Annotated in this window: 21 protein-coding genes; 7 read left to right on the plus strand and 14 right to left on the minus strand. The window is 38.2% G+C overall.

Annotated features, from left to right (window positions below; all coding sequences use genetic code 11):
* The first annotated feature begins 43 nt into the window (after positions 1-43).
* Both sppA and IO68_RS32290 read left to right on the plus strand, forming a co-directional pair.
* Entirely contained in the window at positions 44-1,066 is a 1,023-nt protein-coding gene (gene sppA, locus IO68_RS32285) for a signal peptide peptidase SppA (protein ID WP_019384020.1), read from the plus strand.
* Between the two features lie 168 nt (positions 1,067-1,234).
* Positions 1,235-2,032 (plus strand): alpha/beta fold hydrolase, encoded by a 798-nt coding sequence (locus IO68_RS32290; protein ID WP_023014264.1) that lies wholly within the window; start codon positions 1,235-1,237, stop codon positions 2,030-2,032.
* Between the two features lie 45 nt (positions 2,033-2,077).
* Here the strand turns inward: IO68_RS32290 and purN are convergent, their stop codons facing one another.
* The gene (purN, locus tag IO68_RS32295; protein ID WP_171068591.1) at positions 2,078-2,719 is read right to left on the minus strand and encodes a phosphoribosylglycinamide formyltransferase; all 642 of its coding nucleotides are present in this window, start codon (positions 2,717-2,719) and stop codon (positions 2,078-2,080) included.
* Positions 2,716-3,786: a phosphoribosylformylglycinamidine cyclo-ligase gene (purM, locus tag IO68_RS32300; protein WP_023014266.1), complete on the minus strand. Its 1,071-nt coding sequence runs from the start codon at positions 3,784-3,786 to the stop codon at positions 2,716-2,718. Before purM ends, purN begins: the two co-directional genes overlap by 4 nt.
* Positions 3,787-3,920: 134 nt before the next feature.
* Between purM and cxpE the strand changes: the two genes are divergently transcribed.
* From cxpE to IO68_RS32320, 4 genes are all read left to right on the plus strand, one after another.
* The gene (cxpE, locus tag IO68_RS32305) at positions 3,921-5,114 is read left to right on the plus strand and encodes a chloramphenicol efflux transporter CxpE (protein ID WP_023014267.1); all 1,194 of its coding nucleotides are present in this window, start codon (positions 3,921-3,923) and stop codon (positions 5,112-5,114) included.
* Between the two features lie 20 nt (positions 5,115-5,134).
* The gene (locus tag IO68_RS32310) at positions 5,135-5,833 is read left to right on the plus strand and encodes a DnaA ATPase domain-containing protein (RefSeq protein ID WP_004878470.1); all 699 of its coding nucleotides are present in this window, start codon (positions 5,135-5,137) and stop codon (positions 5,831-5,833) included.
* Between the two features lie 113 nt (positions 5,834-5,946).
* Positions 5,947-7,827 carry a rhombotarget A gene (rbtA, locus tag IO68_RS32315; protein WP_023014268.1) on the plus strand — a complete coding sequence of 627 codons (1,881 nt, stop codon included), beginning with the start codon at positions 5,947-5,949 and terminating at the stop codon, positions 7,825-7,827.
* 18 nt (positions 7,828-7,845) lie between these two features.
* Positions 7,846-10,308, plus strand: a complete 2,463-nt coding sequence (locus tag IO68_RS32320) for a CSLREA domain-containing protein (protein WP_023014269.1) — start codon at positions 7,846-7,848, stop codon at positions 10,306-10,308.
* Between the two features lie 64 nt (positions 10,309-10,372).
* Here the strand turns inward: IO68_RS32320 and IO68_RS32325 are convergent, their stop codons facing one another.
* The 5 genes from IO68_RS32325 to IO68_RS32345 all read right to left on the minus strand — a co-directional run bounded on the left by IO68_RS32325 (position 10,373) and on the right by IO68_RS32345 (position 13,835).
* Complete coding sequence (locus tag IO68_RS32325) at positions 10,373-10,762, minus strand: DUF3106 domain-containing protein (protein ID WP_004878473.1); 390 nt, start codon at positions 10,760-10,762, stop codon at positions 10,373-10,375.
* Positions 10,752-11,075, minus strand: coding sequence for a hypothetical protein (locus tag IO68_RS32330; protein ID WP_004878474.1), 324 nt, complete (start codon positions 11,073-11,075; stop codon positions 10,752-10,754). The genes IO68_RS32325 and IO68_RS32330 overlap by 11 nt, the downstream gene beginning before the upstream one ends.
* Positions 11,068-11,676: an RNA polymerase sigma factor gene (locus IO68_RS32335; RefSeq protein ID WP_004878475.1), complete on the minus strand. Its 609-nt coding sequence runs from the start codon at positions 11,674-11,676 to the stop codon at positions 11,068-11,070. Before IO68_RS32335 ends, IO68_RS32330 begins: the two co-directional genes overlap by 8 nt.
* Positions 11,677-11,834: 158 nt before the next feature.
* Positions 11,835-12,611 (minus strand): TrmH family RNA methyltransferase, encoded by a 777-nt coding sequence (locus IO68_RS32340; protein ID WP_023014270.1) that lies wholly within the window; start codon positions 12,609-12,611, stop codon positions 11,835-11,837.
* A gap of 252 nt (positions 12,612-12,863) precedes the next feature.
* Positions 12,864-13,835, minus strand: coding sequence for a class 1 fructose-bisphosphatase (locus IO68_RS32345; protein ID WP_023014271.1), 972 nt, complete (start codon positions 13,833-13,835; stop codon positions 12,864-12,866).
* Positions 13,836-14,012: 177 nt separating this feature from the next.
* On the opposite strand from IO68_RS32345, the gene IO68_RS32350 reads away from it, so the two are divergent.
* Entirely contained in the window at positions 14,013-14,207 is a 195-nt protein-coding gene (locus IO68_RS32350) for an NF038105 family protein (protein WP_007481521.1), read from the plus strand.
* A gap of 47 nt (positions 14,208-14,254) precedes the next feature.
* Here IO68_RS32350 and pal read toward each other — a convergent pair whose 3' ends face one another.
* The 7 genes from pal to IO68_RS32385 all read right to left on the minus strand — a co-directional run bounded on the left by pal (position 14,255) and on the right by IO68_RS32385 (position 20,152).
* On the minus strand, positions 14,255-14,821 hold the full coding sequence (pal, locus tag IO68_RS32355) for a peptidoglycan-associated lipoprotein Pal (protein WP_004878480.1): 567 nt from the start codon (positions 14,819-14,821) through the stop codon (positions 14,255-14,257).
* A gap of 22 nt (positions 14,822-14,843) precedes the next feature.
* On the minus strand, positions 14,844-16,130 hold the full coding sequence (tolB, locus tag IO68_RS32360) for a Tol-Pal system beta propeller repeat protein TolB (protein WP_007481519.1): 1,287 nt from the start codon (positions 16,128-16,130) through the stop codon (positions 14,844-14,846).
* Positions 16,131-16,229: 99 nt separating this feature from the next.
* Positions 16,230-17,522, minus strand: coding sequence for a cell envelope integrity protein TolA (gene tolA / locus IO68_RS32365; protein ID WP_023014272.1), 1,293 nt, complete (start codon positions 17,520-17,522; stop codon positions 16,230-16,232).
* A gap of 3 nt (positions 17,523-17,525) precedes the next feature.
* On the minus strand, positions 17,526-17,978 hold the full coding sequence (tolR, locus tag IO68_RS32370; RefSeq protein ID WP_023014273.1) for a protein TolR: 453 nt from the start codon (positions 17,976-17,978) through the stop codon (positions 17,526-17,528).
* The gene (tolQ, locus tag IO68_RS32375; RefSeq protein ID WP_023014274.1) at positions 17,978-18,676 is read right to left on the minus strand and encodes a protein TolQ; all 699 of its coding nucleotides are present in this window, start codon (positions 18,674-18,676) and stop codon (positions 17,978-17,980) included. The genes tolR and tolQ overlap by 1 nt, the downstream gene beginning before the upstream one ends.
* 25 nt (positions 18,677-18,701) lie before the next feature.
* The gene (ybgC, locus tag IO68_RS32380) at positions 18,702-19,109 is read right to left on the minus strand and encodes a tol-pal system-associated acyl-CoA thioesterase (protein WP_004878485.1); all 408 of its coding nucleotides are present in this window, start codon (positions 19,107-19,109) and stop codon (positions 18,702-18,704) included.
* Positions 19,110-19,258: 149 nt separating this feature from the next.
* Positions 19,259-20,152 (minus strand): hypothetical protein, encoded by an 894-nt coding sequence (locus tag IO68_RS32385; protein ID WP_019384035.1) that lies wholly within the window; start codon positions 20,150-20,152, stop codon positions 19,259-19,261.
* Between the last annotated feature and the right edge of the window lie 30 nt (positions 20,153-20,182).

The raw sequence follows: 20,182 nt of genomic DNA on the forward strand, positions 1-20,182 counted from the left end.
GTATATAATAAAACCACTTTACAATATATTGGATTGGAATCTTATGTCCGATTGGCCACCGAAACCACAAAACGAACCAACAAATAGTAATAATGTCACAGGCAAAGAATGGCAAATTTTAGAAAAGGCTGTTTTAGCTTCCGTAGAGGAACAACGTCGTAGCCGTCGTTGGAGTATCTTCTTTAAATGTTTAGGTTTTGCTTATTTACTGATTGTACTTATAGCGATGACCAAAGGATGTTCAACATCAACAGAAAAATCAACAACAAGTATCAGTAGCGACCACCTAGCAGTCGTGGATATTATTGGTACGATTGATTCTTCTAGCAGTCAATCGACTGTCAATAGTGAAGATACCAATAAAGCATTAAAACGTGCTTTCGAAGCGAGCGGTAGCAAAGCGATTGCTTTAAATATTAATTCACCTGGTGGTTCACCTGTTCAATCAGATGAAATTTGGCAAGAAATTCGTTATTTAAAAAAACAACATCCAGATAAAAAAGTCTATGCAGTGATTGGTGATATGGGCGCATCAGGTGCATATTATATTGCTTCGGCAGCGGATGAAATTATCGTGAATCCTTCAAGCTTGGTGGGTTCAATTGGTGTGATTATGCCAAATTATGGTTTAAGTGGCTTAGCACAAAAGCTTGGTATTGAAGATCGTACGCTCACTTCGGGTAATAACAAAGATATTTTGAGTATGACGAAACCGATTAATCCTGCTCAACAAGCGCATGTGCAATCTGTTTTAGACAACGTGCACACACATTTTATCAATGCGGTTAAAGAAGGTCGTGGCAAGCGTTTGAAATCAACTGATCCTGCGGTGTTCTCTGGTCTATTTTGGACGGGTGAACAAGCAATTGCTTTAGGTGTTGCTGACCGTAGTGGCAGTCTTACTACGCTAATGCGTGAGCTGAAAGTTGAGCAAAAAGTTGACTACACAGTACAGCGTAATCCTTTAGAGTCAATTTTGGGACGTATGGGCGCGAAGATTGGTGAAGGGATTAGTAGCTCATTAGCTGCTCAATTAGAAACTCAGCAAAGTGCAAAAATTCAATAATTTTAGTTTTTAAAATTAGTTTCCTCTTATTCGTAAGGGGAAACCAAGCAAATCAATTAATCCATCAAATTTCCCTCTCTAAAAATTACTCCTTAGTTCTTTCTTTTAATTTGCATTAAAGTGACATAGCGGGATAATTGACCAATCAATAAATTTATAGACAAACTTATGAAACCTTTAATCCATTTCGCACATGCGAACGGTGTCCCTTCAAAAGTTTATCAAAAACTTTTTGATCAACTCAAAGATGAATATGATGTCATTTATGTATCAGAAATTGGTTCTGATCAGCGTTATCCAATTACGCACGGTTGGAAATATTTAGTTGACCAAGTGATTGATAGTATCGTTCAGCAATCGCATGGACGTAAGGTGATTGGATTAGGGCACTCTTTGGGTTCTGTTTTGACCTTAATGGCAGCATATCGTCGTCCAGAATTATTTTCTCAAGTGATCATGCTTGATCCACCTTTTATTATTGGTAAAGCATCTTTTGCTTTTCATTTGGCAAAGTTATTTAAGCCAAAACTCGTCGATCAGATTACACCAGCGGGTTTATCTGCGCGACGCAGAGATCGCTGGGAGTCGCGAGAGCAGGCTGCTGAATTGTTGAGATCAAAAGGTTTTTATCAATTCTTCGATGAAGATTGTTTTCGAGCCTATATCGATTATGCCTTAACAAACGATCCGCAAAATAATGGCGTCATGTTAACCATACCTAAGCACGCAGAAGTTAAGATATTTAGAACAACACCATCAATGTGGTGGTTGCCGATGCCTAAGCCAAAAGTTCCTGTTGATTTGGTTGTCGGTCAAGACAGCGTATTTTTAAAGCAGAAGCTGCCTCAAGTAGCACAAAAGAAATTGGATATTCCATTTTCAGTTGTTGACGGAGGGCATATGTTCCCGTTGGAACATCCATTGGATACAGTAGAAAAGATTAGAAGTTTGATTAAATCAAAATAAAAAAGATGAGGAAAATCAGCAAATCTAAATTTGCTGATTCTTTAACTACAATTGAGCAAATTGAATAGGACGCTCTAAAGGTTTTTGGTTGAAATAGGCTTTGCCATTTTCCCAAGATAGCTGACCATTACATATCCATTGTGTAACTTGAGGATAAATGAAATGCTCAAGTTTATGTATGCGTTGCGCTAAGCTTTCTGCCGTATCATGCAAACCAACTTCAATAACTGACTGAGCAATACTTTGACCAGCATCAAGTTCAGCTGTTACAAAATGAACCGTACAGCCATGCAGGCGATCCCCTGTATTGAGTACACGTTGATGCGTATTAACACCTTTATAGAAAGGCAAGAGAGAAGGGTGAATATTTAACATTTTCCCTTGCCATTTGCTGACAAAGGTTGGTGTTAAAATGCGCATAAAACCTGCAAGAATGACTAAATCAACCTGCCAATTCAGCAGTTGTTGATGCATTGCTTCATCGAAGCTTTCTCTATTTGGAAAGTCTTTATGCGAAATGACAGCAGTTGCAATATTGGCATTCTCGGCACGCTTTAATGCATAAGCATCAGCTTTGTTGGAAAGAACACCAATGATTTGCCCTGATAGTTGTTTGCCTTGTTGAGCATCTACCAGGGCTTGTAAGTTGCTACCATTGCCAGAGACAAGTACAGCAATTTTCATTATGCAAAGATCACACGAATTTTTTCGTCTGCGCCTTCAACTGATTCAGCATTTTCTTGGATATGACCAATTTTCCAAGCTTTTTCACCTTGAGCGTTCAATACCTCAACGGCTTTATCCGCTTCGCTTGGATCAACAGCAATCACCATACCAACACCACAGTTGAATGTACGATACATTTCAAAGCGTTCTACATTGCCTTCGCGCTGTAAAAGTTGGAATAACTCAGACCATTCCCAGCTTGATTCATCAATAACGGCTTGAGCGCCATTTGGAAGAACACGCGGAAGGTTACCCGGCAAACCACCACCAGTGATATGTGCCATTGCATGGATATCAACTTGTTTGCAAAGTTCTAAAACAGGTTTTACATAAATGCGAGTCGGTTCCATTGCAACATCTGCAAGAGGACGACCATCAACGATTTGAGTTAAATCAACATTTTTAACATCTAAAATTTTACGTAGTAAAGAATAGCCGTTTGAATGTGCACCACTAGATGCAACACCAATCAATACATCACCAGCTTTTACTTTAGAGCCATCAATAATTTTGCTTTGCTCAACAACACCCACAGCAAAACCAGCAAGATCGTAATCTTCACCTTCATACATACCTGGCATTTCAGCAGTTTCACCACCGACTAATGCACAACCTGCAAGTTCACAACCTTTACCAATACCAGTGACTACATTTGCTGCAACATCAACATTTAAATGACCTGTTGCATAGTAATCTAAGAAGAATAGTGGTTCAGCACCGCATACAAGTAAGTCATTTACACACATCGCCACAAGGTCTTGACCGATTGTGTCATGGCGGTTCAGATTAAGTGCTAAACGTAGCTTAGTACCTACACCATCAGTTCCTGAAACCAATACAGGCTCTTCATAGCCTTTAGGAATTTTGCATAGTGCACCAAAGCCACCTAGACCGCCCATAACTTCTGGACGAGTGGTACGTTTAGCGACAGATTTGATACGATCGACCAGTGCGTCGCCCGCTTCAATGTCGACCCCCGCATCTTTGTAGCTTAAACCAGTGTTTGGGGTAGAAGTTGAGTTGCTCATAATGAAGTCTCCGCATTGGCGGCAGATTATAACCCGAATATACGAAACTCTTATGTTATTTATGCTCGAAAATGCTATCTTTATTTAAAATTTTTTTCCATTTATAACGATTACACGAAAAAAGGCTAGATTTTATGCAAGATCAGGTACTGCGCCGTATCTTTATCATCGCTGGACTCGCATTGCTTCTCTGGGTCTTATACTTATTGAAACCTGTTGTACTGCCATTTGTAGGTGCATTTTTTATTGCTTACCTGTTTAGTCCACTTGTTGATGTTCTTGTAAAAATTAAATTACCCCGTTGGTTAGCCATTAGTATCGTATTTGTTGGTATTGGCGTAGGTCTGACAGTTGTTTTGTGGTTCCTTGTACCATTGGTATGGAAACAGTTAATGTACGCTAGAGACAGTATTCCTGCGGGCATTCACTGGATCAACGCGACGTTCTTGCCTTGGGTTTCTCATACGTTCAATGTGGTACCAATGGAAATCGATACTGAGCAAATTTCTAAGACTGTAATGGATTATATCCAAACCAATTATAGTGCGGATAGTATTCAAACGATGGCGTTAAGACTTGCTCAGTCTGGGTTGAATTTTATTCAAATTGGTGGGGTAGTTATTCTTATTCCAATCATTTCTTTCTATTTCTTACTTGATTGGGAAAGAATGTTACAAAGCCTTCGACGTTTAATTCCTCGTCCATACGAAGCATCAACATTAACAATTGTTCGTGAGTGTCACAGTGTATTAGGTGCATTTGTAAAAGGGCAGTTCTTGGTGATGCTTTTACTTGGAATTGTTTATGCGGTAGGTCTACAACTTATCGGTTTAGAAGTTGGCTTAATTATTGGAATGATTGCGGGTTTGGCGAGTATTATTCCTTATTTAGGTTTTGGCGTTGGTATTATTGCTGCTGTGATTGCTTCATTATTCCAATTCGGACTTGATTGGATGCAGCTATTGTTAATTGGCATTGTATTTATGATTGGTCAAATGGTTGAAGGTTATATTCTGCAACCGTTCCTGTTAGGTGATAAAATTGGTTTGTCTCCTGTTGCGGTTGTCTTTGCTGTTTTAGCAGGTGCGCAATTAGGTGGTTTTCTTGGAATGTTGATTGCTTTACCTGTCGCTGCGGTCATCGTTGTTTTGCTTAAACATGCAAGAAATAACTATGAAAAAAGTCGTCTCTATGGATTACCTACCGAAATTATTGTTGCAGAAGGCAGCACTCAGCACATTAGTATCGAAACGAATGAAATAGATATTGATATTGATGTGAAAAACTCTCAAGATACAGAGACTTCAGATACAAACACTTCCAAGTAATTGAGGAAAATACGACATATATGCGTCAACTCCAACTGGATATTGAACCCCAACTGGATGCTCGAATCAGTGATTTTTCGGGGCCAGGTTGGGGGCCTGTAGTTGATGCAATTAGACAGTTACATGCGGGTCTAGTGAGTCGTTTTTATATTTATGGTGGGGCTGGTACTGGAAAGAGTCATTTACTATCAGCAATTTGTGATTCTTATCTTGAATTGGGGCGCCCAGCAATCAAGGTATCTTTATTAGAATTATTAGATGCTCCTATTGAAGCGATTACCTCATTAGAATTTTATGATTTAGTTGCTTTAGATGACATTGATGCAATCAGTGGTGTTCCACATTGGCAAAAAGCTGTATTTCATTTAATGAATAATCACGAGGGGCAGCTTGTTTTTTCTTCTCGTGTTGCTCCTATTGAATTAAAACTAGAATTACCAGATTTACAGTCAAGGTTAACGCAGGCTGTAAGTGTGAAAGTGCCAAATGGGAGTTCTTTTTCTGATCGACAAGCATTACTTCAATCTGTGATGATTCGTCGAGGCATACATTTTGATCAACAAATTGTAGATTATTTATTATTAAATGGCCCACACCAAGCCTCTATTTTATTACAAACTCTTGCGCAGCTCGAAAAAATGTTGAAGGGCGAAAAAACAAAGCTTTCAAATACAACACTTAAGCAAATTTATGCATTAATTGATGAATATCGCCAATAGCACAAAATTTCTTGAGTAATTTCGAGAGCTGTGACAAAGTACGCACAAAGGATTGTGGTTGCAAATGATTAGTTTGCGATACGAAGAAAAATGAAAAATAGAAGGAGATCGGTATGCTCAAGCGGACGCTTGCCTGTGCTTTATTTGCGATTACTGGACATGTATATTCTGCAGATATTCAAGTTACAACATTAGTTGATGAAGATAAGGATGATACTGTTTGTTCATTACGTGAAGCCGTATTCTTTTTAAATAATAGAGCTGAGACTAAGTACGAAAATGGATATCATGGTTGTGGAGATAAAGATGCATCTTCTACAATCATTTTGCAACGTGATAAAGAATATACTTTAAATAGTTCATTGCAGATAAAGGCAGCAATGACTATAACCGTAGCAAGTAGCGGTGATTTTAACGATAATAAACAAGGCTTGCATAATGCCACATTAAAAATGGTTGGTAATGATCGTATTTTTTTAATCGATGATGGAAGTGTTGAAAAAGATCTTATTTTAGTTACTTTGAATGAATTGAATTTAAAGGGCTCATCTACCAAGCTAAATGACGGTGGTCTGATCTATAATCGAGAAGGTGTAAGTATTCAATACTCTCGTTTATCTGCTGGTTATGCTGCTAGAGGTGGTGCAATTTACAATGCTGGTATTTTATCTGATAATCAAAAGACAGCAGGTTATATAAATATAAACAATAGTATTATCGAAGCAAATAAAGCGGATAAAGGTGCTGTAATTTATAGTGAAATGCCTCGTTATCTAGTAACGCAATCGGTTATTAGAGATAATGAAGGAGCTGCAACCTCCGAAGGTTCATTACTATATTCACAAACAGGGTTTACAGATAGTACGACACCTGGTGCATTGGCAACACGTCTTGCAGGATTTAGAAACGCTACTATTTTCCATAATAAAGGTGGTTATATTGCCAATGTTAGAGAAGGAATGATTCTAAATAATGTTACGATTATTAAAAATGCAGCCGGATTATATTTAGAAGCTCCAGAATGGACATCCACAACAACAACGGGTGAAGAAACTACAACGAATAAGTCCCCAAGTGCTTATATTTCAAATAGCATAATTGTTGATAATAGTGGTAAGAATTGTGTGGCTTCTGCGAGCGATAAGTCTGTCATACAAAGTAATTTGACAGAGACCGATTGTAATCTCAATGCCCCGTCAGAACGTCCTAACTTTATTTGGAATAGTAGTAATCCCGAGCATAAATTAATTGCTGGCGGTGTGGATGATCAGGGGACTTGTGATGCACCACCAGCAAATGGCTTGCTATGTCCGTACTTCACGCCAAAAGATCAAATGTTAGGTTTTTTTAAACCTAGATTATTAATGGCTTACACAAGACTATCTGATTCGCTTATTGTGAATAAAGGGCGTATATACAGTGATGGGACTTCGATTGGGCTTGCAAGTTGCGAATCAACGGATCAACGTGGTCAAAATAGAAGTGGTTATAGTGAGCTTTGTGATTTAGGTGCTATTGAGTTAGTTATTAATCGTAATGATGTGCCAATCGCGGGACAAGATATAATTTATGGACAAACTGCTAAGTTTAGTATTGCTGATAGCTTTTTGGATGGTGAGTTATTGGATTCAGCCTCATGTGAGCGAATTCTAGGTAAACGTCCAGACGGTCAAGTTTGGCAGCCAGGCTGTTTAGAAATTCAGCAGACTCAAACAGTATCTAAAGGTAAATTAACACTTGATCAAGAGGGTAATGTTGTTTATATGCCAAATAGTGATTGGCATGGTGCTGATAAATTCAATATGCGTATTATAACTACGACAACTCGTTTCAATGATGTTTCAAATTATTACATCAGTATCCCAACAACAATTGTTCAAGACCCGCCAAATAATTTCGAAAGCAAAACAGTTAATGTTGGTGGAGGAAGTTTTGGTTTTCCAGCAATTTTAATGTTGCTTGGATTAATTGGTTTACGCCGTTTTAGAGCTTGATCAAGGATGATTTTAAAGATGAAAAATTATAAAAAGGGAATACTTGCGACAATGGTTGTTGCATCAATGCCACTTATTGCTGCAACAAGTACGGATATTATCAAAGTCACGACTTTTGCAGATGAAGATGGAGAAAATACAAATGCTTGCTCTTTAAGAGAAGCATTAAAGACAGCTGAAATAAGACGACCTTATGGTGGTTGTAGTACCACTGATATTTTAACCAGTACGACAAAACAAATTCAGCTAGAAGAAGGGACTTATACAATAAATAGTGAGTTGGTTCCAAAAGTTGCTGTTGCAATTTATGGTGCTACGCCATTAAATTGGGAAAAAAAGAATGTAATCACTAATCGATACCCGGCTCAAACAGCATTGAAAACAGTAATTGATGCAAAAAATGGTTCACGTATTTTTAATACAACCGCTGGGAATAATGCACTTATATTAAATAACTTAGTATTAAAAAATGGTAAGACAGCGGATCGTGGTGGTGCGATCTATGCTGGTGCGGATGTAAACCTTAATAATGTACAAGTCCTTTCTTCGAGTGCTGGAGTATCAGGTGGGGCAGTATTTCTGGCAGGACCAGTCGCTGGGTTATCTGTAGCTAATTCAGTAATCAGAGGAAATCAATCTCCAGTAGGTGATGTACTGGGGATGAGCTGTTTCAATGATAATGTTTATTCACGACGAGAAATTTCTTTTACATCAAGTAGTATTATCTCTAATGGTTCAAATGCTTCCACGAGTATCTTTAACTTTTGTGGGGAGCCTTCTATTACATTGGCAGCCAATACAATTGCTCAAAATCAGGCCAGTACTACTACTGGAACAATAATTAAGTTTAGTGGTGATACTAAAGCGGGTGGTAGTACAAACAATACCTCTAGCATTTTAAGCGATAGCAGTAGTTTGACATTAACGAGTAATACAATTGTCGAGAACCAAGCGAACACGATTTTTTTGTATGATCAATTAGGTGTGAAATTATTAAGTTTTAATGTCTTAGGATTTAATAATAGTAGTTATGCATGTCGATATTTATTAGGTGCTGCTAACGAAGAAGAAGAAGTTAACTCCATGGGCTTCTTGCTTGGTTATAATGCTTTAGCGCTAAGTGGTAATTCAAATAAATGTGATCTACCAGATGATGCTTTACCAGAGAAAAATACAAATATTGATATCAGTACTCAAAATGTAAGAACTTTATTAAGTACGATACAGCCCGAAAATGAAAACACTGCATTCAAACCACTATATTATCCCGTTAATAATAAAACTAAAACTGATTTAATTGATGTGAGTACCCCTGGTACAGATGGATGTAGTTCAGCTGATCAGCGTGGAGTCGCACGTATCGCTGATGGAACTCTGTATTATGATCCTGAGGGGCGTAATAGCTGTGATATCGGTTCGGTCGAGCTAATGAAGTTTACGGCTGGAGATTTGCAAGATCTCTCAAATACTTCAATTAAAAGCTTGGTTGATGGCTATAAGAAGCAAATTGACGATTATGAATATCTTATAGCTCATCCAGATGATCCATTGTTATTAACATCTGATAAAGAAAACTTAGCAATTGCTAAGAATCTTTATGAATACATAAATAAAAACTTGCATTATCGAGCAATTTATATTGATTTGAAGCAATACAATTTACCTTTACCTGAGGAAATTGTTGAGGCTGATGGAACTCATAAAATTCAGTTTTTTGACAAGGATTTGTATAAGGTAACGACTGAGGCATTAGGTGTAGGGCAAATAAATGATACTGGAGAAAGTGTACAGCCAGATCCAAATTTAGTTTGTTCATGGAATTATGATTTAGGTCAAATTATTTTATATCGTAAGGATGATACGATCACACAAGCAGGTGATAAGGTATTCTGTAAATATACGATTGAATCATTAGCCGATTCTAATATTAAGTCCTCAGGCTTAATAAAGGCAGCTTTTGTTAATATTGCTCCAGAAGTGAAGGATACATCAGTAACTTTAAAGTATAAACAAAATCAGAAAGTTGCTTTGGATTTGCTTAAGTTGTCAAATGATGATGGTGATACTGGAGTGGGTGGTAAAGGTCCTGATAATAATCCTGATAAGCCAGCATTTTGGCGAAATGAAGATGGCGTTGAGCTACCAATTCGTTTAACAAATGTGCCAACCAAGAACATAGTTGTTACTGCTGATCGTCAAGGTGCATGTCCAGCTCCTGATGAAAAAGAAACATGCTATGGTGGGAATATTTATATTCAAGAATCAAATACCTTTAACCCATTTAATTATTCATTCAATTATCAAGTGTATGATAATGATAGTACACCTACTATTTCTAATGTTGGTACTGTAAATATTATTAGTACAGCTACAACAACAGATGATACTCGTAATGCAAGTAATGGTGGTGGGGGAAGTATGGGATGGCTTTCTTTACTTGGACTATTTGGATTGCTGGGTTATCGCCGAATGAAAAAATGAAATTTGATTCAATAAAATAGCGCCGAAAGGCGCTATTTTTATATTTTAAATTTAATTTTTGAAATCAATGTTCAGAATATTTGCTTAAGTATTCTTCTCGGATGTTTAATCTTTCTTCAACACTGGCATTCTGCATTCTTTTGCGCAATGTATTACGTTCTTGGGTGCTCATTTTTTGCCAAACGTCACGCATTTTTTGTTTTTCATTTTCTGGCAGTTGAGTAAACCACTCCATTCTCTGTTGGAGCTGAGTACTTTGATTTGTCGGAATTTCTTTTAGTGTTTGATAGCGTTGAATCAATACACGTTGTTCTTCAGGCGATAGATCATCCCAAGCTTCTTCAGTTGTTGGTTTGTTAGGTTTAGAAAAAACCCAAAAACGCTCTGAACTAGCAAAACTGGTTTGTAGCAGGCTGAGTGTACATACAACAAGAGCAATTCTTTTAGCTGCCATGAGGAACTCTATCTTCACCAAAGGCCATTAACATTTCCATATCTTCAACCATTTGTGGTGACAGTTTTGGATTTACGATCACTTGATTCTGTTGCTTATCAGCAAGTTGCAATGAACTAGGTAATACAACAATGCCCATAAGTGCTGCTGCAAAAGCAAAGCCCGTCATTTTCCAAATACTGTAGTAAGACGTTGGTTTCTTTTGAACAGTATCAAGAACATGATTCATCACTAACATTTTGTTGTGATATTGCTCTTTCTCAAGTTGATCGAGCTTGGAAGTCACTTTTTTTGTGAACTCATCTTTATTCATCTGATGATCCTCCATGTGGATTTAAATGCTCTAAAGCGATTCTGAGTCCTTGAATTGCACGATGATAGTGTGTTTTTACACTGCCCTCACTACAATCCATTATTTGAGCTGTGGTAGATGTATCAAAACCTTCCCAAGCTCTCAACATAAAAGCTTGCTGTTGTCTTACTGGTAGCTGGTTAATCGCTACCTGAATTTCTTCCATTGTTACTTCTTGATTGAGAAATTCAAATGGATTTGGAGTAGATTCATCGACGACATCAATAATTTCATTGTCGTCATCTAGACTCACTTTTTTAAATAGAGAAAATGGGCTTGCTCGACGCGCTTCTTTACGTCGCCAATCCTGTAATTTGTTATTAAGGATGGTATAGAAAAGGGGATACCATTCTTCTGTACTTTTATCAGAATATGATTTGTGTAAGGAAATAAAGGCTTCTTGGACTAAATCCATTGCAATACCTTGTTGTCCTTGCGTTGCACTTTCCATCATCACTAGGGCACGACCAGTAACATCTTGCATAAAAAAACGCAGACGTTGTTCAACAGTACTGTGATCAGTACTGCTATCTGTTCGAGCCTGTTTCGGTGCTAAATCCATAGAGATGGAAAATCCTGTCATGGACACCCACCATTATTTTCAATTCATTAACCATATAACGTTGAAAATGGTGGATTCGTTGACAACTTAAGCAATTATTTTTAGTAGTGTAATTGATTTTCTCAGTAAAAAAATCGTATTTAAAATAAATTAACGTTTTACTGACGTTGGCGAACCATTTCAAAAAAGCAAATTGATCCAGCAATTGCAACATTCAGAGATTCTTGTCCGCCTGGTTGTGGAATCGCAACCGCCTCGGCATGTTCGAGGGCATAATTACTTGCACCTTGGCCTTCATTTCCTAAAATCCATACGCAAGCTTGTGTTAAGTCTTTGCTATATAAGCTTGTTGAACGATGCGAACTCGTAACAAAAACTGGAATTTTAAATTGTGGAAGAATGTCTTCAAGTTGAATATTTTCAAAGCAGACTAAGCTAAAGTGTGCGCCCATTCCTGCGCGCAATACACGCGGTGACCAAAGTGATGCAGATCCTTGTGTGCAAATAACTTGTTTGATATTTGCTGCTGCGGCTGAGCGTAAAAGCGTACCTACGTTGCCTGGATCTTGGACATTTTCAAGAATTAAAGTGTCTTGAGTAAAATCAATTTGTGCAGGATTCTGTGGTAAATCAATGATTGCCAAACAAGGTAATGTTGTACCGAGTGTACTTAAATCTTTATATAAAACCTCACTGATAACGAAAATATGCCCTTGATGAAGCTCAAAGACTTGTTGTAACTCGGAATTTTCTAATGCTTGTTCAGTGGTAAATAGTGAAAAGATTTTCTTTTGTTGTTGTAACCACGCTAGGCATAGGTGAGTACCCTCTAGAACGGTTTGCTGATGTTTCTTTCGGGCACTATTCAGCTCGATCAGCCCACGCAAATGTTTGATTTTTGCATTGTCTTTTGATTCTAGGAAAATAATGGCCATAAGAGTTTGTCTAATAAATTTAGGCTCAATGAATAGGATGGTTTAGCAGTATCAGGCTAAGTTCTCATCTTATTTAAGGGTTAGCCTTCGGTTAAACCTACTTTTCTTGAGAGAAAAGTAGGTAAACCATAGTCATCCACAAAACCTATCGATTTTATTCATTAGAATATCTCATCATGTCTATGAAATATTTAAATTTTTGATACGTCGTAGGTTGTGGATGATGTTTCCGAGTATCAAATTTTGATTGGATTAGTGATAGCTTGTCACACGTTCAACTTCATTTTTAGAACCAATAATGACAGGAACGCGTTGGTGTAATTCTGTCGGTTGGATTTCCATAATACGAACACGACCTGTTGTTGAAGCACCACCAGCTTGTTCGATTAACATACTCATTGGGTTTGCTTCATACATTAAACGTAAACGACCTGCTTTTTTAGGGTCTTTTAAATCGTAAGGGTAGAGGAAGATACCACCACGGCACAAAATACGGTGAATGTCGCCAACCATACATGCAACCCAACGCATATTAAAGTCTTTTTCACGAACTGAAGTTTTACCTGCTAAAAGTTCATCAATATAACGTTTTACAGGGTTTTCCCAATGGCGTTGATTCGATGCATTAATCGCAAATTCTTGTGTATCAGCTGACACCTGAACTTGTTCGGTGGTTAGTAGATAGGTTTGTGTGACTGGATCTAATGTAAAGAACATTACACCAGCACCAACAGTAAGAGCCAACATTGTTGATGGGCCGTATAATACGTAACCTGCAGCAACTTGTTCTGTACCTGCTTGCATGAAGTCGGTAGATTGCGTTACGGCATTCTTTGCTGGCAAGATTGAGAAGATTGTGCCTACACACATATTAATGTCGATGTTGCTTGAACCATCTAATGGATCAAATAACACGAGGTATTTACCATTTTCTTGTGCAGGTGTGAAATCATCTAATTCTTCAGACGCTAAACCGCCAACTTGAGGATGTACCTTTAAAGCATCAATTAAATAATCATTAGAAATAACATCTAATTTCTTTTGAGTTTCGCCTTGAACGTTTTCATTACCAGCACTGCCTAAAATACCTGCTAAGGCACCTTTCTGTAATGCCTGATCAATTGTCTTACAAGTGTCTGCAATTGTTTCGATGACTTGTGCCAACTCTGGTGTCAAATTCCCATTTTGTTGTTCTAGATATTGGGACAAGGTAAGGTTTGACATAATTGAATAGCTCCGATTTAGCCGCATCAAAAAATTGATAAAAGAATGCGGCTATTTTAGATGAGAACGCTCGAAAATAAAAATTATCTTACTTTATTTATGTTGCTTTTATGATTACAAGCGACAGATTACATGCTATGTTGATCGCATACTAGACAGGAAGTTTGGAGAGCACAGATGTCGACTAAGAATTTTGACGCTACCCCAACGCCAAGCGAGCCAATTAGCTTAGAAAAGATTTCTAAAGAAAATGTGCAAGAGGCGTGGAAAGAGTACGAATCAAAGCCTGAATATAAAGAGTTTAATAAACACGATATGATTGAGTCGATGCAGCCATCTGATAAAAAAGATGATGCAGAATCTCAAACATAAAAAATGCTCACGATATGTGAGCATTTTTATTTGAAGCTAAATCATTATTATTTTAATAATGGTGGTACTGCTTCGTAGTTGATTTCCACACGACGGTTTTCTTTCCAAGCTGCTTCATTGTGACCTGTATTAACAGGTGCTTCTTTACCATAGCTCACAGCTTCAAGTTGCTGTGGATTTACACCATTGGTAATCAAGAAGCTTTCTACAGCTTTTGCACGACGCTCACCAAGTGCCATATTGTATTCACGAGTACCACGTTCATCAGTGTGGCCTGTTAAAGCAACTTTTGAGTTGGCATTTGCAACTAAGAATTGAGCATGTGCTTGTAGTGTTTGATAGTCTTCATTTGATAAATCACTACTGTCATAGTCGAAATGAACAACACGTTTAGCTAAAAATGCTTTATTTGCAGCAGTAACACCTTTAGAAGATGCACCAGCTAGATTTTGTGCATTTAATGCAGCATCTTCGCTTAAACCTTCTGTGCTTACAGTAGTTGAACCATTTGGTGTATTACCAGTTGTAATTTCAGCAGCTGGTTTACGGCTTGCACATCCTGTAAATACAAGCGTTGCAGCAATAAGTGGAAGTGTTAAATATTTAATATTCATTTGAATCTCCAATCGATTGAATTTATTTTGGTGCCCAAGCTGGTTCTCGAACTTCGCCTTGTTCGCTTGGCAAGTTCATACGGAAACGACCATCTGTTGACATGATTGATAACAGGCCACGATTACCTTCACGCGTTGCATAAACCACCATTTGTCCATTAGGTGAGAAACTTGGTGATTCGTCCAGACTTGTTGGGGTTAAGATATTTGTGATGCCAGTATTAATATCTTGAATCGCGACTTTGTAATTGCTGCCGCTAGGTCGATGAACAAGTGCAATTTTTTTGCCATCAGCACTCAATGTACCTCGTGCATTGAACGCACCTTTGAATGTAAGTCGTTTAACTGATCCATCATCAAAACTATAACGATAAATTTGTGGAGAGCCGCCACGGTCAGACGTGAAAATGAATGATTTTCCATCTGGTGCGTAACGTGCTTCAGTATCAATTGCTGAGTCCGTAGTCATTCGTTTTACTTGGCGAGTTCCTAAATCCATTTGATAGATTTCTGGGTTTCCATGCATAGATGCTGTGAAGAGCATAGACTTGCCATCTGGAGAGAAACTTGGTGCGCCGTTCAAACCACGGAAACTCGCTAAAACCTCTCTTTCACCCGTTGCTAAATCTTGCATATAAATTGCAGGGCGTTTGGTTTCAAATGAGACATAAGCAATTTTCTTGGCATCAGGTGACCATGTCGGTGACAGAATAGGATCGCGTGATGAAAGTACAGTTTTCGGCTGTTCGCCATCTGTATCAGCAATTTGTAATGTATAACGTTGAGCTGGAGTCGCTTGATTTCGTAATACATAAGCAATACGACCGCTGAAGTCACCTGCAATGCCAGTTAATGCTTGATAAATTGCATCACTGATCATGTGACCCGCTTGGCGTACTCTTGAGTTTGGAACTGTTAACACTTCGTTGAGTAAGTATTGACGTTTTTGTACATCGTATAGCTGGTAATGGACTTCAAAAGAGTTTCCAGCAATTGGCTTAAGTTGACCAACGACAACATAAGGAACGCCAGCACTTTGCCAATTTTCCGCTTGAATTTGATTGAGTTGTGCAGTCGCAGGAAGATTTTGTGATGCACTTGTAAAACGACCTGAACGATTTAAGTCGTTTTCAATGATGGGGTAGAGCGCATTATTGTCATTACCAAAAGGAACGATTGCAATCTTTGGTGCTTGTTCGGGTGCCTTAGCAATTTCTAGGTGTAATTGTGCAAAGGTCGTGGCTGGTACAGTTAAGCTAAGCGCTGTAAGAACTGCCAAAGAAATAAGATGTCTACGCGTATTTTCCATAATTACAATTACTTGAGCTGGTGTTTTGAGACAGTTGATTATTTAACATACTTAACATGCTTTCGGCTATTAAAAACGAAGCATGTTAACTATTCATTACTATTTTGCTGTGAAACTTGAAGTAAAGCTTCTTGCTTCACGTCGAGCATCTGGATCTTGAGGCATCGGATATGGAGCAGCGGCTCGAACGGCAGCTTCAATACTTGCTTTCATGTCTGGATCTGATGAATTTACAATAACAGACATAACAGCACCGCTATCATTAAGAGTTACACGAGCTGTAGCTTTCTGACCAGATGAGCCCATTGGAATATTCCAAGTACGATAGATTTTCTTTTCAAAATCTTGCTTTGCTGTTGATGCAATTCGTTTAGCTTCCGCTTTTTTCTGCGCAGCATCTTGTTCAGCTTTTTTCGCAGCAGCAGCTTTTTCCTCTGCATCAGCCTTAGCTTTGGCATCCGCATCAGCTTTTCGTTTAGCATCTGCATCGGCTTTACGTTTAGCTTCTGCATCAGCCTTAGCTTTGGCATCCGCATCAGCTTTTCGTTTAGCATCAGCATCGGCTTTGCGTTTAGCTTCTGCGTCAGCCTTAGCTTTGGCATCCGCATCAGCTTTACGTTTAGCATCTGCGTCAGCTTTTCGTTTAGCTTCCGCATCGGCTTTTCGTTTAGCGTCTGCATCGGCTTTGCGTTTAGCGTCTGCATCAGCTTTGCGTTTAGCGTCCGCATCTGCTTTACGTTTAGCCTCTGCATCAGCTTTTCGTTTAGCTTCCGCATCAGCTTTGCGCTTGGCATCTTGCTGAGCTTGTAACTTTGCATTTTCTGCAGCTTTCTGTTGCTGCTTCAATTTGGCATCTTGTTCAGCTTTTTGGCGTGCTTTAGCGTCAGCTTCCGCTTTTTGATCAGCTCTGCGTTTAGCATCTGCATCCGATTTAGCTTTAGCATCTGCCTTTTGTTTGGCTTCTGCTTCATCACGTTGCTTTTGTGCCTGAGCTTCAGTAAGTTTTCGTTGCTCTTCAATTTTTTTAGCACGAGCAGCTTCATCAGCATTACGTTTTTGTTCTGCTAACTTTTCTTGCTCAGCTTTTTGTTGTTCCAAATTTGGTTGTTGAGTCGTTGGTTTGGGCGGCACGACAGGAATATTTTCTGGCAAGGTTTGATCGACAATCTGACTTTGCACTTCATTTGCTTGGTTTTCTGCAGAAGCTTGTTCATCATTAATTTGAGGAAGATCTTCGGGTTTTACTAAAACTGTTGTCAGTTTTTTTGGCTGCTCAGGTGGTTTGCTCAAGCCTAAAAAAAGCAAGCCAACAATCGCGATCGCATGAACACCGAGTGTAAAACCCAGTGCAATCGCATTTTGCTTAAAAGGAGGCTCTTGAATTTTTTTCATAGCTTATTTTAATGGCTCTGTGAGTAAACCAACTTGCGTTAAACCAGCTTCTTGCAAACTTGCCATGAGTGATACAACCTCGCCGTAAGGGCGTGTTTTATCACCATTGACCAATACGGTTAGTTGTTTGTTGTCTCGTTCAGCTTGCTTTTGAGCATCACTTAGGACTGTTTCAAGTTGTTCCAGTGATAGCGGTTCAATATCCTTGTATTCTTGATACTGCAGATAAATATTTCCATCTTTTCCAATCGTTACCATTGCAGGCATATCTTTTGATTCGATTGGATGATTATTTGCTTGCGGCAAATCTACTTTGATTCCACTGGTGATCATTGGTGCAGTAACCATGAAAATAACAAGGAGCACCAACATGACGTCAATATAAGGAACGACGTTCATATCACTTTTAAGTGGTTTTTTGATACGTTCAAAACGACCTGAGCGCTGAATTGCCATTATGCATCTTCCTGTGTCGTTCCAATTGACTGACGTTGTAGAAGAGCAACCATTTCTTCTGCAAATAATGCGCGATCAGAATAGATAGATTCGCCTTTTGCAGTGAAATGGTTAAATGCAAGTACTGCTGGAATTGCTGCAAAAAGACCAATTGCGGTTGCGATTAAAGCTTCTGCAATACCAGGAGCAACTGTAGCTAAAGTCACTTGATCAACGGCTGCCAGACCGATAAAGGCATTCATAATGCCCCAAACCGTTCCAAATAAACCGATATAAGGGGCAACTGAACCGATACTTGCGAGAGCACCCAAACCTTGTTCTAAACCACCTTGATCGCGGCTTAAACCAACACGAAGGATACGTTCAGTACCTTCAATGGTTTGGTTGGTATCTGCTTTACGTTTTTGAAGTTTGAAAAACTCTCCTAAACCTTGATAGAAGATATCTTCTAAACCACGACGTTTAGAGTTGAGTTGAGCATTGTTATATAACGTATTTAATTCGGCACCTGACCAGAACATTTTTTGAAAATGTTCATCCTCTTGACCTGCTTTCTTGAACCCCATATGCAATTTGGCAATTAAATACCAGCTATAAATGGATGCGAGTAATAAGATCAGCATAACCAGTTGTACAACAGGGCTTGCTTGTAAAATCAAATCAGAAATATGCAGGGAAGATTCTAGGTTAGTTGCCATAAGTTGCTGTGCCGAAAGTTTATTTTTAGTCCTGTGCTAATTCTTTTTGAATCAGATCACGAATTTCCTCAGGTAGTCTACGTGGCATTAATTCTTTATTCAAACATGCCAACGTTACCTCACCTGAAGCCAGCAAGATTTCACCACGATAAATATTTTGTTGCAACACAAATGATGCTGCTTTACACGAAATAACACGTGCTGTAACGGTAATTAAATCATCCATTAATATTGGGCGTACATATTTGACTTGAATTTGATGAACAACGAAGTTGTAGTCTTGTTGATGCCAGTAGTGATCAACACCTGCTGCGCGTAGCCATTCAGTACGTGCACGCTCCATAAAGCGGATATGATTGGCATGATAAACAATACCGCCTGCATCAGTGTCTTCGATATAAACGCGAATATTGAACTCAAAATGATTTGCCATTTCTTTTACCTATTGGTTTCGTACTGGGAGCAATGAGGGAATGATAAGATCTCGATGAGACTAAAGAAATAGTAATAAATAACATATTCTTGGTGCTGATAAAAAAAGCCCTAACAAGTAGGGCTTCTTCAAAAAGAAATAAATAATCTTTATTCTAAGTCAGACCATTCAATCGTTTTAGGATATCCGGCCACTGTGATTCCATCGGCATAAGCTCGAATGAGTGCTTTGTAATTGCTCGTATTCGAAATCTTAATTGAATTTTTCACATTATTCGTATCTTCAATTACGATATCTGCTGAATTAGGGTAGAAAGCAATTTTATCATTAATGTTTTCAAATCTAATATCACTTTTGAAATTCACAGAGAAGATTTTGTTGTCTGGATTTCCTTCGACATTTCCTTGACTAGTTACTGTCAGATTATTTACGTTGAGTTGATAGTTGTTAGCAATTAGTTGGTTCGATTCCTTTGTTTCGTTATCAAAAACATTAAAAGTCATTTTTTTAATTTGGTATTGAGCATTGTTATAACTGTATTTGCTGATAATACTGCCATTATAAGTAATTGTATCATTATTTGATGGCGTGATTTTGAAGTTTTTTAGCGTAGTCTCATAACGGCCTGAATCTGTATAAAGTGTTTCTTTACTGTTTACTGATCCAGAAATGGTTATAACTCGTAACTGTGTAATGATGCTGTCGTCGTTGGCATAATCTAGAAATGAGCATTTATTAAATGTAATGCTCTTATCGCTATTTTTTGTATAAGATCCATCCGAACATTTAAAGTTATTATTAGCATAAATACCGTAATAGAGACTTTCAGCAAACTCAGTACCGATTAATAAGATGTTGTTTTGATCTTGAGATAAATTTGTTATTGGTTCATAAATTGATTCAATTGTCTCTGCTTTGGTGTAGTCTACTTTTTCTTTGCTTTGAAAAGAGTTTTCATTATTGTTGCTATCACTCCCACCACCGCAAGCTGTTAATAATACAATGCTACTATAAAATGTTGTTGTTAATAACTTATTTTTCATTTCGACCCTTAATAAAATAATGAAGCAATT

It is taken from the genome of Acinetobacter sp. COS3, from assembly GCF_000475335.1.
Taxonomy (GTDB): domain Bacteria; phylum Pseudomonadota; class Gammaproteobacteria; order Pseudomonadales; family Moraxellaceae; genus Acinetobacter; species Acinetobacter venetianus.

Coding starts and splice junctions, on each gene's coding strand:
- IO68_RS32320 (WP_023014269.1), top strand. CDS start 7,846: ATGAAAAATTATAAAAAGGGAATACTTGCGACAATGGTTGTTGCATCA.
- IO68_RS32345 (WP_023014271.1), bottom strand. CDS start 13,835: ATGTCAAACCTTACCTTGTCCCAATATCTAGAACAACAAAATGGGAAT.
- ybgC (WP_004878485.1), bottom strand. CDS start 19,109: ATGGCAAATCATTTTGAGTTCAATATTCGCGTTTATATCGAAGACACT.
- rbtA (WP_023014268.1), top strand. CDS start 5,947: ATGCTCAAGCGGACGCTTGCCTGTGCTTTATTTGCGATTACTGGACAT.
- IO68_RS32385 (WP_019384035.1), bottom strand. CDS start 20,152: ATGAAAAATAAGTTATTAACAACAACATTTTATAGTAGCATTGTATTA.
- tolA (WP_023014272.1), bottom strand. CDS start 17,522: ATGAAAAAAATTCAAGAGCCTCCTTTTAAGCAAAATGCGATTGCACTG.
- tolQ (WP_023014274.1), bottom strand. CDS start 18,676: ATGGCAACTAACCTAGAATCTTCCCTGCATATTTCTGATTTGATTTTA.
- IO68_RS32330 (WP_004878474.1), bottom strand. CDS start 11,075: ATGAATAAAGATGAGTTCACAAAAAAAGTGACTTCCAAGCTCGATCAA.
- purM (WP_023014266.1), bottom strand. CDS start 3,786: ATGAGCAACTCAACTTCTACCCCAAACACTGGTTTAAGCTACAAAGAT.
- IO68_RS32310 (WP_004878470.1), top strand. CDS start 5,135: ATGCGTCAACTCCAACTGGATATTGAACCCCAACTGGATGCTCGAATC.
- tolR (WP_023014273.1), bottom strand. CDS start 17,978: ATGGCAATTCAGCGCTCAGGTCGTTTTGAACGTATCAAAAAACCACTT.
- pal (WP_004878480.1), bottom strand. CDS start 14,821: ATGAATATTAAATATTTAACACTTCCACTTATTGCTGCAACGCTTGTA.
- tolB (WP_007481519.1), bottom strand. CDS start 16,130: ATGGAAAATACGCGTAGACATCTTATTTCTTTGGCAGTTCTTACAGCG.
- cxpE (WP_023014267.1), top strand. CDS start 3,921: ATGCAAGATCAGGTACTGCGCCGTATCTTTATCATCGCTGGACTCGCA.
- IO68_RS32350 (WP_007481521.1), top strand. CDS start 14,013: ATGTCGACTAAGAATTTTGACGCTACCCCAACGCCAAGCGAGCCAATT.
- IO68_RS32290 (WP_023014264.1), top strand. CDS start 1,235: ATGAAACCTTTAATCCATTTCGCACATGCGAACGGTGTCCCTTCAAAA.
- IO68_RS32335 (WP_004878475.1), bottom strand. CDS start 11,676: ATGGATTTAGCACCGAAACAGGCTCGAACAGATAGCAGTACTGATCAC.
- IO68_RS32340 (WP_023014270.1), bottom strand. CDS start 12,611: ATGGCCATTATTTTCCTAGAATCAAAAGACAATGCAAAAATCAAACAT.
- IO68_RS32325 (WP_004878473.1), bottom strand. CDS start 10,762: ATGGCAGCTAAAAGAATTGCTCTTGTTGTATGTACACTCAGCCTGCTA.
- sppA (WP_019384020.1), top strand. CDS start 44: ATGTCCGATTGGCCACCGAAACCACAAAACGAACCAACAAATAGTAAT.